Origin of the sequence: Paenibacillus cellulositrophicus (genome assembly GCF_009363095.1) — a bacterium.
In the GTDB taxonomy this organism is placed as follows: domain Bacteria; phylum Bacillota; class Bacilli; order Paenibacillales; family Paenibacillaceae; genus Paenibacillus_AQ; species Paenibacillus_AQ favisporus.
Genome location: NZ_CP045295.1, coordinates 4,457,451 through 4,471,854, shown reverse-complemented (window position 1 = coordinate 4,471,854; position 14,404 = coordinate 4,457,451). Strand labels below are relative to the sequence as shown.

At 56.7% G+C, this 14,404-nt stretch carries 12 protein-coding genes; 3 read left to right on the top strand and 9 right to left on the bottom strand.

Annotated elements, in window-relative coordinates; genetic code table 11:
• Nucleotides 1–274: 274 nt before the first annotated feature.
• The 3 genes from GCU45_RS20040 to GCU45_RS20030 all read right to left on the bottom strand — a co-directional run bounded on the left by GCU45_RS20040 (nucleotide 275) and on the right by GCU45_RS20030 (nucleotide 1,974).
• Nucleotides 275–478: a hypothetical protein gene (locus GCU45_RS20040; RefSeq protein ID WP_152400066.1), complete on the bottom strand. Its 204-nt coding sequence runs from the start codon at nucleotides 476–478 to the stop codon at nucleotides 275–277.
• A 304-nt stretch (nucleotides 479–782) separates the two neighbouring features.
• Nucleotides 783–1,523 carry an SDR family NAD(P)-dependent oxidoreductase gene (locus GCU45_RS20035; protein ID WP_105445321.1) on the bottom strand — a complete coding sequence of 247 codons (741 nt, stop codon included), beginning with the start codon at nucleotides 1,521–1,523 and terminating at the stop codon, nucleotides 783–785.
• Between the two features lie 67 nt (nucleotides 1,524–1,590).
• The gene (locus tag GCU45_RS20030; RefSeq protein WP_152400064.1) at nucleotides 1,591–1,974 is read right to left on the bottom strand and encodes a tautomerase family protein; all 384 of its coding nucleotides are present in this window, start codon (nucleotides 1,972–1,974) and stop codon (nucleotides 1,591–1,593) included.
• 139 nt (nucleotides 1,975–2,113) lie between these two features.
• Here GCU45_RS20030 and GCU45_RS20025 point away from each other — a divergent pair, with 139 nt between their 5' ends.
• A complete protein-coding gene (locus GCU45_RS20025; protein WP_152400063.1) occupies nucleotides 2,114–3,037 on the top strand; it encodes a LysR family transcriptional regulator in 924 nt (307 codons plus the stop codon).
• 80 nt (nucleotides 3,038–3,117) lie between these two features.
• Here the strand turns inward: GCU45_RS20025 and GCU45_RS20020 are convergent, their stop codons facing one another.
• Together GCU45_RS20020 and GCU45_RS20015 are read right to left on the bottom strand one after the other, a co-directional pair.
• Nucleotides 3,118–3,837, bottom strand: a complete 720-nt coding sequence (locus GCU45_RS20020; protein ID WP_152400062.1) for an AAA family ATPase — start codon at nucleotides 3,835–3,837, stop codon at nucleotides 3,118–3,120.
• 27 nt (nucleotides 3,838–3,864) lie between these two features.
• Nucleotides 3,865–5,205: an aminotransferase-like domain-containing protein gene (locus GCU45_RS20015; protein WP_152400061.1), complete on the bottom strand. Its 1,341-nt coding sequence runs from the start codon at nucleotides 5,203–5,205 to the stop codon at nucleotides 3,865–3,867.
• A gap of 142 nt (nucleotides 5,206–5,347) precedes the next feature.
• On the opposite strand from GCU45_RS20015, the gene GCU45_RS20010 reads away from it, so the two are divergent.
• A complete protein-coding gene (locus tag GCU45_RS20010) occupies nucleotides 5,348–6,298 on the top strand; it encodes a DMT family transporter (protein WP_152400060.1) in 951 nt (316 codons plus the stop codon).
• A 255-nt stretch (nucleotides 6,299–6,553) separates the two neighbouring features.
• On the opposite strand, the gene GCU45_RS20000 is transcribed toward GCU45_RS20010, so the two are convergent.
• The 4 genes from GCU45_RS20000 to GCU45_RS19985 form a co-directional block, all read right to left on the bottom strand.
• Nucleotides 6,554–9,799, bottom strand: coding sequence for a DEAD/DEAH box helicase (locus GCU45_RS20000; RefSeq protein ID WP_244364170.1), 3,246 nt, complete (start codon nucleotides 9,797–9,799; stop codon nucleotides 6,554–6,556).
• Nucleotides 9,796–11,427: an SWIM zinc finger family protein gene (locus GCU45_RS19995; protein ID WP_152400059.1), complete on the bottom strand. Its 1,632-nt coding sequence runs from the start codon at nucleotides 11,425–11,427 to the stop codon at nucleotides 9,796–9,798. The genes GCU45_RS20000 and GCU45_RS19995 overlap by 4 nt, the downstream gene beginning before the upstream one ends.
• A 61-nt stretch (nucleotides 11,428–11,488) precedes the next feature.
• On the bottom strand, nucleotides 11,489–12,691 hold the full coding sequence (locus tag GCU45_RS19990) for an MFS transporter (protein WP_152403220.1): 1,203 nt from the start codon (nucleotides 12,689–12,691) through the stop codon (nucleotides 11,489–11,491).
• Nucleotides 12,692–12,887: 196 nt separating this feature from the next.
• Nucleotides 12,888–13,316 carry a DnaJ family domain-containing protein gene (locus GCU45_RS19985; RefSeq protein WP_244364168.1) on the bottom strand — a complete coding sequence of 143 codons (429 nt, stop codon included), beginning with the start codon at nucleotides 13,314–13,316 and terminating at the stop codon, nucleotides 12,888–12,890.
• A 203-nt stretch (nucleotides 13,317–13,519) separates the two neighbouring features.
• Between GCU45_RS19985 and GCU45_RS19980 the strand changes: the two genes are divergently transcribed.
• Nucleotides 13,520–14,380 carry a CPBP family intramembrane glutamic endopeptidase gene (locus GCU45_RS19980; protein WP_152400058.1) on the top strand — a complete coding sequence of 287 codons (861 nt, stop codon included), beginning with the start codon at nucleotides 13,520–13,522 and terminating at the stop codon, nucleotides 14,378–14,380.
• Nucleotides 14,381–14,404: the final 24 nt, after the last annotated feature.

The following is a 14,404-nucleotide window of genomic DNA, read 5'->3' as shown; positions in this document are numbered from 1 at the left end:
CCGGAGAAAAATCCGGATCCCCAGCCTTCCTCTTGCGCGGGACTCAAGCAAGGCGTCCAAGGGGATAGGTACCGACCCAGGTATGGATGCTCAGGCCGGGGAAATGAGATCGATTAAGATCGGCTAAAAAACTTCGGATCGGGTGGGGATTTCTAACGATGCAGAATTTTTGACGATGCAGAGGATGCAGAGGATACAGAGGATACAAAGCAAAAAGGCAGCTTGTTCAGGCTGCCACTTGGAAGTTACTCCAGGTCTGCAAGTATATCCTGTGCTAATTCGGTTCTCTCTCCGAATACTGTACCGAATCATCGGTTTCTGCACTTTGCCGCTCCGAGTCACCGGTTCCCGCATCCTCCTGCTCCGCACACGGGAAGCATTTCAACGACTGGTCCCCCAGCACCACGCCATTCAAAAAACCGTTCTCGCAATAAATGTCCCTGCCGCAATCGCGGCATTTGCCGATCCATTCGCGCATAGGGCAATCCCTCCTGACCCCGCGGATTCTAACCGCGGCTGGTGTAATCCGTCTTTTCCAAGTGGAGCTAAAATCAGGTTACCTCGTTTGGAGTCCTTCACGCAACGGATATGCTGTGGATATATTGTTGTTTGCTGTGGATATACTGTTGATTTTCTGTGGATAAGCTGTGGATATGTTGTGAAACGCCTCGGACGTGCGGAAGATTTGGGATCTATGATCACAAATTCCCTTGTTTTCGCGACGTACGGCCGGCCGCTCGCCTCTTTTACAATTCTGCCGCCCCTTCTGCCCGATGTCCTAATTACATCGTCTGCCCTGCATCCACCGTAATGACCTGCCCGGTCAGCGAATCCTGTTCGACCACGGCACAGATCATATGGGCGATATCTTCGGGCGAAGAAATCCGGTTCAGCAGCAAGGAGCCTGCCAGCTGCTCCATCTGCTGCTCGCGCCCGGCCCACCATCGGGTCGCCACCGCCCCCGGCGCGACACTGCTCACGCGAATCTCCGGGGCAAGCGCCCGGGCGAGCGAGCGGGTCAGTCCATGCACCGCGGCCTTGGACACGGCATACGGCAGCGAAGAGCCGCTGCCCGTAATGCCGGCGATGCTCCCCAGGTTGACGATAACGCCTTGTTTTTGCTTTTTCATCTCGGCAGCTGCCGCCCTGGCGCAGTAGAACATCCCTTTCACGTTGACCTGGTAGAGCTCATCCCACGCCTCGTCGTTCACGGATTCCAGGTCATTCATGGCAATATACCGGGTAATGCTGGCGTTATTAATCAAAATATCGACCGAACCGAACTCCCTGGCGGCTCTGCCTACCATCGCCTGAACCTCTGCCTCTTTAGCTACATTGGCTTGGACCGCAACGGCTGTGCCGCCGCCCTCTTGAATGGTCCGCACCGTTTCCTCCGCGTCTTCTCGAGACCGGGAGTAATTGACGACGACGCGGGCTCCCCGCTTCGCCAGCTCGATTGACACCGCTTTTCCAATCCCTGTTCCTCCGCCTGTGACGATCGCTGTTTTATGCTGAATGTTCATGTGATCAGCTCTCCTTTCAAAATCCTAAATTGGGTCAGAAATTCATTGATGTCTTTCCGAAATCCAATCACGGGACCATCTGCGCAATGCCGTTGCCGAACGACCAGTTTTCCGCCGTATTTTCCGTTAAAATGATCATAACGTCCTGCGGCCGGATGCCCGCCGATTGCTGCAGCCTTTCTGCGATGGCGGCATACAGCGCCTTTTTCTTCGCAAGCGTCCGCCCCTGCTTCAGCGTAATCTGTATAAATATCTGTCCGTCGGACCGTTCTACGTTTAAGTAACTTCGGTCGTACAGCAGCTCCCCTGCCCCATGCCGGGTAATCACCTGAAAATAGTCGTCTTCCGGGACGTCGATCGTATCCACCATCGCCTGATGAATGGAGCGGCTGATAACAGCCAGTTCCTCCTCTGAGGGACCCTGCCCTATGTCAATCCGTACAAATGGCATGTTCTTATAACCTCCTGTAGCTTCCGTTTTCTTTCTGCCGGCAATCATATTGTAATTCCGGGGATCATATTTGTATAATTGAATTAAATAAACGACGAATTCAAAAATATTGAACCATACAGCAGGAGGCAAACATATCATGGACCTGAAAGCTGTCAAAACCTTTCACCGGATCGTCGCCCTTGGCGGCTTTAACCGGGCGGCCGAAGAACTGAATTACGCCCAGTCCACCGTCACGATGCAAATCCAGAAGCTCGAGTCGGAGCTCGGCGTCCGGTTGATCGAACGGGGCAAAACCTTTCAGCTCACCGAAGCAGGCCGCCTTTTTCACGAGCAGAGCGCACATATCGTCAAGGATGTGGAGCAGCTTCAAGGCACCATGAAGGAGCTGCTGTCGGGGGAAGCTGGCCATCTCCGTCTTGGCGTCGTAGAGCCCATTGCCAGCTACCGGCTGCCGGAGATCCTCGCTTCTTTTCTGCGCGATTACCCGAATATACGGGTATCCGTGACGATTGCCAGCTCGCCCCAGCTGAACGAACAGGTGCTGCGGGGAGATCTGGACATGGCGATTTGCTCTCCTCCCCAGCTTGGTGCCGGGCTTTATTATGAACCGCTGCTGACCGAACATTTTGTCGTCCTCATGCCGGAGGATCATCCGCTGGCTTCCAAGGAGCTCGTCACGCCCGCCGATTTTAGAGGGCATCGCCTGCTGATTACGCAAGCCGACTGCCCTTACCGCCGGAAGCTTGAAATGATCATGCAGGAGCCCGGAGGCCCGCCTATGGATGCGATGGAAATCAGCAGCATGGCTGCGCTGAAATTTTACGTGCAGAGCGGATTGGGCGCTGCCCTCGTGCCGCTGACCGTCCTGCAGCCTGCACCTGCCGGAACAGTAATCCGTCCTTTTAAAGGCAATGCCGTCAACATCACCTGCGGTTATGTGTGCCGGTCGGCTGAATACCCGCCGCGCCTGGCCGCCTCCAGGCTATATGAGGCTCTGCAGCGGGGGCTGCCGCAGGCAGGAGCGGAGGAACTTTTCGAGGCAATCCGGCGTAATGCGTAAGTTTGATCCATGGCAACAATCGAGCCCACGCAAAAAAGCCCATTTCCTCGAAATGGGCTTTTAACATGGAATCATCCGCTTCAGTCCCCGTCCTCCTCAAACAGCTCGCTCAGCACACGCTTCCGGTTTTCAAGAAAACGGCGGGTGATAATATAGTGCATCGTATCTTCATATTGAACCTCTTGGGGAGGATGGACGTCAAAATTGATGATATCCGCATCGGGATAGCCCAGCAGGATCGGCGAATGGGTCGCGATGATAAACTGGGCCTCTTTCTCCAAATCCTTGATCACCTTCAGCAGTGCCAGCAGCCGCGCCGGGGATAAGGCCGCTTCGGGCTCGTCCAGCAGGTAGATAGCCTTTTTACCGAACCGGTGCTTGAACAGCGACAGAAAGGCCTCCCCATGCGACTGCTCATGCAGAGATCGCCCTCCGTAATACCGTAAGCTGGCAGGCATGGTGTCCAGATGGCTGGCAAAATGGTAAAACGTCTCCGCGCGCAGGAAAAACCCGTTCGTCACTTTGGGCATCCAGGACAACCGGATATAATCGCCAAGCGCTGATTGGGAAGCATCCACCTCATACGCGTTGTTTCTGCTCCCGCCTGCCGTGTTGAATCCGCACCGGTCTGCGATTCCTTCCATCAGCGTGGATTTGCCCGACCCGTTTTCCCCGACAAAAAAGGTGACGTTTCCCCGAAACGACAGGGACTCCAAATTCCGCAGCGCCGGGATGGAAAAGGGGTACTCGTTCCCCTTGGTATGTTCATTGCGCAGAATGGTCAAGCTTCGTAAAAACATCGGTCTCCTCCCTTCACATCGATCGTCTTACCCGATCTCCCGAATCACCTGCTCAATGCCGGACCGGATATCTGGCTCCTTGACACTGGACACATTCAGCTTGAGAAGCGGCTCTTTCACAAACGAATCAAGGTAACCCGCATCTGCGGTTTCGACCCGAATGAACTTTTTGTGCAGCCGCTGGATCACCTGACGGGCACGGGCAGCATCCTCCAGCTTCAGATACGTATGGACACCCAGCTGCCGGGCCGGCTGGTAAGTAAAATGCGACGATTGCGTACTCCCCGCATGCATCATGATCGTTTCATGCAGCAGGGCGGATCTTCGCCCATAGCAGCTGCGCATTTTTTTGCGGTGGCGCTCGAACATGCCGCTCTTGAGGTACAGCTCCAGGGCCGCCTGGGAGAGCATCGAGCTGTCAATATCCGCCAGTTTTTTGAATTGGTTGAAATCGTTCCACAGCGCTTCAGGGAGCACGGCCACACCGATCCGCAGGCCCGGAAATATGATCTTGGAATAACTCTTTAAATAGACGACATGCGCGGAGTTGTCGTACGCATAGATCGGGTCCTCTTTGGCATCCTGCTCCAGATCGGCCATGTAATCGTCCTCGATAATGTAGACGTCGTACTGGGCCGCCAGACGGGCGATAGCTTTCTTTTGCGACCGGTTATAGGATCCTCCCAGCGGATTGTGGAAGCGTGGCACCGTATAGAACCACTTGATCTCCCTGGTCTTAAACATCCGTTCCAGCTCATCCAGATCGATGCCGTCGTCCGACCGCCGGATCCCTTCTGCTTCTATGCCGTACGTCTTCAGGTACTCCATCAGCAGCGGATAACACGGCTGTTCCACCAAAACCCGGTGCCTGCCGTTCGGAAACGGAATACGCGCCAGCAGCCCCAGCGACTGCTGTACCCCGGACGTAATGAAGATACCGCGCTGATCGGTGAACACCTGGTAAGAGGCCAATTGGCGCTGCATCTCGCGGATCAAGGACGGCAGTCCCTGAGGGGTTCCGTAAATGAACAAGTCGTTGCGGTACATATCGATCGCTTTATTGATACAATGCTGAAAATCCAGATACGGAAAAATATCCGGATCCGGCGCGGCTGCCGTAAAATCGATCCACCGGTTTCCCGGATTCTGCTTTTTTCCGGACCGCTTCATCACGTAATAACCGCTCTTGGGGGCGGCATAAATCAAATGCTTGTCCTGAAGCTCCTCCAGCGCGCGGATCACCGTGCTTTTGCTGCAATCATAGCGCTTTGACAGCTCCCGGATGGACGGCAGCCTGTCCCCCTCCTTATAGGCGTCACCCGAGATTTGCAGTTCCAAATCGTTGATCAGCTCGGCGTATTTATACATCGTAACGCCTCCTCCCCCGCTCTTTTGTACCGGTACAGATGATGATTATTGATATTGTAGCACAGCCGCGTCCCCCGTAAAATGAAACCATCAACAGGACCGGTCCATAAAGCGCGCGCAGTGATTAGGGAGGTCTGACTTTATGAATGCTTCTTCGAATAAAAAAGCGGTCGCGGCCGCGCTCATCAACGCTTTGATCATCGGATTGTCTTTTATTTTCGTCAAAATCGCGCTCAGCGTATCGGATCCGCTCGACACGCTTGCCCATCGCTTCACGCTGTCCTTTCTGGCGGCATCGCTGTTCGCCTTTCCCGGACGGGCCCGAATGAAGGAAGTCATGCCCCGGACAGCCGCGCTGCTTCCGCTGGCCCTTTTTTATCCTTCGCTGTTTTTTGCCTTGCAGGCATTTGGACTGCTCTACGCCTCGTCATCGGTGGCCGGGATCGTCCAGGCGGTCGTGCCGGTATTTACGATGATTCTGGCTGCGATCTTCCTTAAGGAGCACACGACGTTTGCCCAAAAAATGTTCACCCTGGTTTCGGTGGCCGGTGTCATTCTGATCTTCGCCGTGCCAGGGATCAGCATCTCCTCCGCCAGCCTTGGCGGTATCCTGCTGATCCTCCTGTCTGCCCTGTCCATGGCAGGATATAATACAGGCGCCCGGAGGATGACCAAAACCTGGCGTCCAAAGGATATGACCTACATCATCACCTTCTTCGGCTTTGTGTTTTTCAACGCCATATCGGTGATTAAGCATGTATCTCAAGGGACGCTCAGCCAGTATTTCACGCCGTTCCTGGAGCCTAAATTTCTTCTGGCCGTGCTGTACCTTGGTGTATTGTCCTCTCTGGTCACTTCGTTTCTGACCAATTATGCCCTGTCCCGCATGGAGGCTTCCCGCGTCAGCGTCTTCGGCAGCCTCTCCACGGTTGTGACGATCGCCGGCGGCGTGCTGCTGATGAACGAGCGTCTGGACTGGTACCACTGGGTGGGAGCTGTCCTGATTATCGGCGGCGTAATGGGTGTGAACCTGAAGCGGAGCCCGGGAGTGCAGGTGGATCAGAGCAAGGAGCTCGGGAATTCCAAAGGATAACGTGTGTTGGGCTTTAACCTTAGTCGGCCACTTGGGCATGAAGGCAGTCCAAACCAGGCAGCTCGGGAATTAAGGATCATGCGTGTCAGGCACGCTAACAGCAAAAAAACAGCTGCAATTTCCTGCAGCTGTTTTTCAATATGGATTATTTCATCGCTGATGATTTCATGTTTCTGAACCATGATTGCGCTGTTCTCGCACCCCAACTAATGATACATGTCTCCAGCTTCTCCCTCAGCTTCTTCCATGCTGTCCCTACCAGTCGCGCCGCAGCGTAAACAGGTCCTTCAGCGCATCGGTCGACAGCTCGGTAATCCAGCTTTCCGTACTGGAAATGACATTATCGCTGAGCTGCTGCTTGCTCTCCAGCATATCGTCGATCCGCTCCTCAAGCGTGCCGAGCGAGATGAACTTGTGCACCTGCACGTCCTTGGTCTGGCCCATCCGGTAGGCCCGGTCCGTCGCCTGGTTCTCCACGGCCGGGTTCCACCAGCGGTCGAAGTGGAAGACGTGGTTGGCCGCAGTCAGGTTCAGACCGACGCCCCCCGCCTTGATCGACAGGATGAACACACCCGGCTGCTCGTCGGCCGGCAGCGACTGGGACTGGAACTGTTCGATCATCCGGTCCCGAGCGGTCTTGGACGTGCTGCCGTTCAAATACAGCACCGGCTCCTGCAGCTCCTGCCCCAGCACCCGCTGAAGGATCTGGCCCATGCCGATATACTGCGTAAAAATCAGGCAGCGGTCGCCCTCTTCCCGCAGCTCTTTGACCATAGCCAGCAGCCGTTCCAGCTTAGCCGAGCGGCTGATTAGCCGTTCCGTGTCGAGCTGGCCTCCTGAGGATTCAGCTGCAATCCATGCAGCAGCCTCATGCTCTGGCGCCTTTGCTTCGGCTGAAGTTTCCGCAGCCAAGTCAACGGCATCAACTGTGCCAGCCGAAGCCCGTTGATCAACTATAGCCGCTTCGCTGCCCTCAGCCTCATGCTTTCCGGCAGTCTCCAGATCATCTAAAACTCCTGGAGCGTTTGAATCACTCAGGATACCTGAGTCAGCCGCACCTTCCGTGCCTGCCGCTGCGCCCGCCGTACCAGAAACCGCGGCAATATCCGCGGGATCCACAAAGTTGTCGACCGACTCCCTGGTCAAGAGCACCGGATGGTCGCAGACCTGCTTGAGCTGCGTCAGGGCCGACAGAATGGCCCCCTTCCGCTGAATGCCCTCCAACTTCTGCACCCGGTTCATCAGGTCGTTGACCGTCTGATCGTAGAGGGCGCTTTGCTCGGCAGTCAGGTGGATATAGGTTTTCATCTCGTTCTTTTCCGGCAGCTCCAGCTGGATGTGCGGATCCTTCTTCTTCCGCCGAAGCATAAACGGCTTCACCAGCTTTTGCAGCTGCGCCGTCCGCTGCTCGTCCTGATCCCGCTCGATCGGCTGAATAAAGCGGACCTGGAAGCTCCGAAGGCTGCCCAGATATCCCGGGTTCATAAAATCGTACAGCGACCACAGCTCGGAAAGCCGGTTTTCGATCGGCGTTCCGGTCAGCGCGATCCGGTGCCGGGCCGGAAAGCTGCGCACGGCGGCCGACTGCTTCGTCTGGGCGTTCTTGATGTTCTGCGCCTCGTCCAGGCACAGTGATTCCCAGGCGAACTCCTTCAGCAGGTCCTGGTCCAGCGTCGCGGTCGCGTACGAGGTCAGAACCACATCGGCCTCGCGTAGTTCTTCGCGGAGCGACGCCTCGCCTGACCGGCGGCTGCCGTAATGCAGCAGCACCTTCAGCGAAGGCGCAAAGCGGCTGATCTCCTTCTGCCAGTTGCCCAGCACCGAGGTCGGGCAGATCAGCAGCGAAGGAAGGCGCCGTTCTCCGGATGCGTCCGCCGTCTCCTTCAGGTGCAGCAAATACGTGATAAACTGGATGGTTTTCCCCAGGCCCATATCGTCGGCAAGGCACGCGCCCAGCCCAAACCGGCGCAGAAACGCAAGCCAGGAGAACCCGTCGTACTGGTAAGAACGCAGCTCGGCCTGCAGCCCGGATGGAACGTCCAGCTTCGGCCAGGCCGACTTCTGGCTGAGCTGGTTCATGAGCGTCAGAAGATGCTCGTTCAGCTCTACTTCGAGCTCGATCCGAGCCGCTTCATCCGGATCCTCGTCCGCCTCTTCTTCCTCGCCGTCCTCCCGCTTCCGGGAGCCGGCATCCTCGTCCTTCCGCTGGAGATGCAGATGGAGAACGTCCTGAAGGGACAAGCCCTGCGAGCTGTCGACTCCTTCCATCATCTGGCCGATCTGCTTGATCAGGCTGGGGTCGAGCGTAATCCATTCGCCGCGGAAGCGAACCAGTCGCTCGTTGCGGGCGACCAGCTCCTTGAATTCGTCCTCCGTGATCTGGAGGTCGCCGATCGACACCCGCCAGTCAAACTGAATGATCGAGTCCAGGCCGAACAGTGAGCTGCCCTGCCCTTTGGCGGCGGCCTCCTCGCCCTCGCCGGCCTTGACCTTGGCCCGCAGCTTCGGCTTCCGCCGGCTGGCGGCTTCCCACCACGCGGGCAGCAGCACCTGCCAGCCCGCATCCAGCAGACGGCGGCTGTCCGCCGTCAAAAACTGCCACGCCGCCGCGTCGGACAGCGGCTGGCCCAGCACGTCGCTGCGCTCCGCAGCCCGCACGCTCGCCGGCAGGCTGGCGCGCAGATGCTCCGCCCACCCGGCGGAGCGCTCGCGGATGTGGGCCGTCCATACGTCCGGCCACACGCCAGAAGCCTGTCCGTCCGCATCCAGACGGACAGGCACCAGCACCGACGGGTCCAGCTTGTCCTGCAGCACAAGCTGAAGGCGCCAGACGGGCTCGGCTTCGTCCGGCTCCAGCAGCTGCAGCACGGGCCGAAACGGCGCCGCGTCCGCTTTCCAGCCGATCGAGATGAGCCACGCCTGCTCGGTCAAGCCGGCGACGGCCCCCTCTCTCGTGAAGAGCATCGGGTACTCGCGGCGCAGGTCGGAAGCCGTCGCTTCCGTTCCATAGCATTCGCTGAATACCAGCGAAGAGAACGCGGCGCGCAGCCCCTCGGCGAACTCCGGTCCCAGGTCCCTGATCTCTTCCCGCGCTTCGGCATCCAGCCGGGATTCATCCCAGTTCCACTGAAGCTTGCCGGACTGAAACGCGGGCAGGCTCGGGTTGTACCGCTTCTCACGAACGCAGGACATCAGCGCAGGAGCGAGCCGGATCAACGTCTCCGTCCCTTCGTCTCCCGCCCACTGGATGTGGGCAAGCAGGTCCAGCTGGGCGAAGAACGCAATGACGTACTCGGCCGGCAGAATGACCAGCTCGATGTCCTGCACCTGCTGAACGTCCAGCTGCGTACCGTACAAAGTCTCTTCATGCCAGGCGAACAGCCTGTGCTTCAGGTCGATGCCGGGCACGGTCCGGCGCGTTGGCGTCGAGCCGTAGATGAGCGCGTCGCCGTACCCGCTGAGCCGGGTATGGATCGTGATGGTGTCGGTGTATGGAATCATGGGATCAACTTTCCTTTCCGAAGCTCTTCCTGAAGCGCGCGCAGCCGGCTGTGGCGGCTGGAAAACACGATGATGAATTCTTCCCAGCGCTCCTCCCGCTTCAATTTTTTGTACAGCTTGGCCAGACGCTTGAGCAGCTTGACCGCGGCTTTGTAGCCGGAGCGGTTCTTCAGGAGGACATGCCGCTCCACGCCTTGATGGTAGAATGGCAGCAGCAGCTCAGGCGCCTGCTTCTCGATCGGCGCAAGCACGCTGACCCGGAACTCCAGCGGGTCCTTGCCGGAGCTGAGCTGCACGTCCATCCACAAGCGCCATTTTTCGTGAGCCAGCAGGTTATCTTCATAAACTTCCTTGGAATACGGCAGCATCCCGGCGAGGGTATGCCACATCGTCTCCTCCGCTTCGGGCACATGCCGGACAAAGGTGTTCCAATAGGCGGCATATTCGTGCAGAGGCTCCTTCCGGTGATTGCTGAACAGAGGAGCCAGCCGCACCAGCCATTCCTGCAGGCGGGCCCAATCCTCCGAAGCGGACAGCTCGTCCAGAAAGGAGGTCAGGAAGCCGTGCGGGATGATGGAAGCCTTGTCCGCTGCCTGCAGCCAGGACCAGGCTTGCCGGTCTTCCCCCATCAGGAACGCAATACGGGACTGGGCAAGCATCCACGGCAGCCGGGAGAGCGTATCGCCCAGCTCCTCTTCGACGCTTTGCAGTTTCCGCATCTCTTCCTCATGCATCCGGGTGTCTGTGACGTTCGGATGGATCCATTTCAGCCAGAGCCGGTCATAAACATCGAACAGATAACCTTGCTGCCCCGTTTCCGTCAGCATCTGCCGGCGCAGGTAGTTCAGCGTCTTGGTCACGCGCGGCCACTGATCCGGCTCGGCGGCCAGATCGATCCCTTCGCCCAGCAGCTGCAGCATGCCTCCCCGCAGTTCATCCGCGGCCACCTGCACGTGGTACCCCAAAAATGCCGGAGACCGTCCGCCCGGCACAATTGGCTTGATCAGCTTGATCAGCATATACAGCCTGGCATGGAGCTGATACAGCTGCTCCATGGCCGGAGTCAGGTCCGGCTTGACGGCGTTGATCGCATGTATGGCGTTTTGGGCATAGTGCGAGTTCTGGCTCGTAAATTCCAGCGGAGTGATGCACAGCTTGAAGAAGGCGTGCCATTCGGAGAGGCTCATCTCCGCCAAATGGGCCGCCTTCTCCCTTAAAGCATCCGCCGCACTTCCCCGCTGCACAGGCCCGAGGTCTTCTTCAGCTTCCGTCTCCGGCAGATGGTGCTGGAGCCTGACGGTCGTATGCGCATTGACAATCGCATGCACGGATCGGCCCTGCCGGCTGACATACTCCAGGAGGGCGGCGATGGAATGCTTGCATCGTTCCCCGACCGGGCAGCTGCAGCGCCCCTCCTGAACTGACTCGGGATTCAGGTGGACACGGTAAGCCTCCCCGCCCTTCACCACGGCCTCAATTTCGCCATCCCCGCCAATCGACAGCTCCGTCACCCGGCCCTGTTTATAATATTGAAATCCGCGTTTGATCGTCAGGTCGTTATAATACTCCGCAACGCTGCGGATCAGCTCTTGCCACTGTATATCGTTTATAGTTTGGTTCACACTCATGATTGTTCATCGTCTCCTGAGAGAGCGTTAGGAAAAAGCGTGAGGAACCCCCACGCTTTCCCTACAGCAGTTCGTTTCTTTTTTTCAAATACCGGTACAGCACGAAGCTGACCGCCGAGCAGATCAGGGCGCATAAGCCGATAAACGAATATCCGGCCTGCAGTCCCCGGACCAGGCCTTCAGGGGTGCCGGAACCAAAGATATGCTTTACGCCGCTCGTGATGGCGCCGATCAGATAATTGCCGATCACGCTGCCGACCCCCATTAGGGTGACGGTGAAGGTGATAGCCGTATCGCTTCCTTTAACGTAACGCTTGGCGATAACCGCCATGACGGTCGGATAAATCGGAGCAATGCCGATGCCTGCGGCCGCAAACAGGAACGCGCCCCCTTCCCCGCTGACAATGGCGGCGAACGTGCACAGCCCCGAAAAGCTGGAGAGGATCATCAGCGACAGAATAAAACCGATCCGGTCCGTTACGGGGCCCAGGAAAAGGCGTGCCAGTGAGAAACAAAGGAAAAAGATCGAGAGCATGCCCGAAGCTGCCGTCTGGTCCCAGTGATAGCTTTTCTCCAGAAAATTCACCAGCCAGCTGCCTACGGCCATTTCCGAAATGACTCCGAAGGTCAGCAGCAGCACAATCATCCACAAGGCCCGGTCCTTGGTCAGCATCCACAGCGAGATCCGGTCCTCCTGGACGGTGTCGTCGCCCGGAAACCGGCCGAGCAGCGCCGGGATCATCGGAATCACCGCCAGCGCGAGCATCACCATATACATCTCACGCCAGCCGAGCATCACGCCCATGATCGAAACGGACATTAAACCTGAGGCGATCATCGGCGCCACGATCGAACTGAGCCCATAGAAAAAGTGCGACAAGTTCATCATCGTCCCGGTATTGCGCACGAAAATCCGCGCTCCCAGAATCGCCAGGCCGATTTCCAGCATGCCGTTGCCGATGTACATGAAAAAATAGGACGCCGAAAATAGAGGGTATGTTCGCGACAATAAGATGAAGACGCCCGAGAGAACCATCGATCCGAACGAGATCATGCTGACCCATTTGATCCCGATCTTGCGGGTAATATACCCTGTGAAGGAACAGGCGAGCAGATACCCGAGCGAATTGAGCGAGAGCAGGGTTCCAAGCTGCTGCTCGTCGAGTCCGAAATCCGCCTGGATGCGGGGAATCGCCGGACCCTTGATATTTTCTGAAAACCCAAAAATGATGAACCCGATAAAAACGGTCGCCAGCTGCAGCATATAGTTGCGGCCGGCCGGCTTGGCCGTTTTCACGTCGTTCAATTCCGCCTGTGTCTGCAATGATAAATCTCCTTAATCATAAAGTGGATAGATTGAACTAAAGTTTTGCATTTGAACTTCCTGTTTTAACGGCCCGACACGGCCTATAACCTTCAATTTCTTTAGTTCATTCTATCTGGATGAACGTTTTATAGCATTAAACCCATTTGGGGTAGGCATTCTCCAAATTCGCTCTGGACACCAGCCCCTTCTGCAGCATCGGGTGCGGCACGATCCGGTTATACGTTCTGATTTTGTCGTTAACCGCTTCGAGTTCGGCCCGAAGCTCGTGATCCGAGCGGGGATTGTCAGCCAGACGCTTCAAATCCGCGGAGATTTCCTTTCGCAGCTCGGCCCAAGGAGGCTGATAATTGTTTTTCTTCAAAATGCTGCTGAACACATCTCCGTCGTCGATCTTATGCGGCTTGCCTTTGCCGGGCAGATCGTCAAACCCGCCCCGCTTCGCAAAATCGTCAATAGCCGATTCCACCAGCCCGTACCGCGTGGACATGTTCTGGTATCGGTCTTCCGCTTCGGCCTTTTCGTCTTGATCTTTGGCATCTTTGTTCTGATCTTCCCGTTCCACCCCAGTCACCTCTCCTTATGCCAGGATCGCCGATCCGTTATTTGGAGCCTATCGCATATCGTATAACCCCATTGTAGCATACCCCGGTCTTCCCTCTGCATGTCGTATTTCGAAAAGGCCGCAAATGATCATCAGAGCTTTATAAATTCTTGATAATTGCCCCTTACCATAACATTAACAACCAACAAGAGAGGAAGTTATTCATGAAAATAACATCTATTCGCTCCGCGGCGGCATTCAGTGTGACTGTGCTGCTGCTTACCCTGCTGGCCAATCTGTCCGGAAGCATGAATCTCGTCGCCATCAGCCAGCTTGCTCCAATGATCACCGTGCTGCTGATGCTGATCTTTATATCCGGAAGAAAAGATTCTCTCCGTTCATCGGGGCTCGGCACGTTTGGCGGTCTCCGCTGGTATTTTGCCGCCATCTTGTCCATCGTCCCGATTGGAATCGGGTTTCTTGCCGCGTGGGCTTTCGGGATCGTCCAACTGCCGTCGGCCGAATTCCTGAGCCAAGGCACCGCCCGCTTCACCGTTTCCGAATATGCCTTGTATATCACCAAAAGCTCGTGGGCTCCTCAGATGCTGATCAGCATGCTGATCTTTTCCTTCGGGGAAGAAATCGGCTGGCGCGGCTACCTGCAGCCCAAGCTGACGGAAGCTTACGGCATTCGAAAGTCCATTCTGATCACCGCCGCCGTGTGGGCCTGCTTCCACTATCCTTTTTATCTAAACCAATACAATACGGACGGGAATGTGTGGATCAACCTGGTGCTGTTTACTGTTATGATCTTTCCGTTATCCGTATTTATGGGCTGGGTCCGCTGGCGCAGCCGCAGTATCTGGCCGGTCGTTCTCATTCATATGGTCATCAATTTGTCGCGGAGTTGGCTGGAGCAGCTGTTCTTCGATAAAGCTTCGGGCTGGTCTTACGTGGCCGGGGAGAGCGGGGTCATTACCATTGCGATATGGGCGGCCTGCGCGGCTGTAATCTGGATCAAGCTTGGAAAAAGCACCCGGGCTAAAAAAGCATCCGGTGAGCTGTCCGAGGTTAACGCGGGGTAATGCGGGACCCATTTTGCTGAAGTT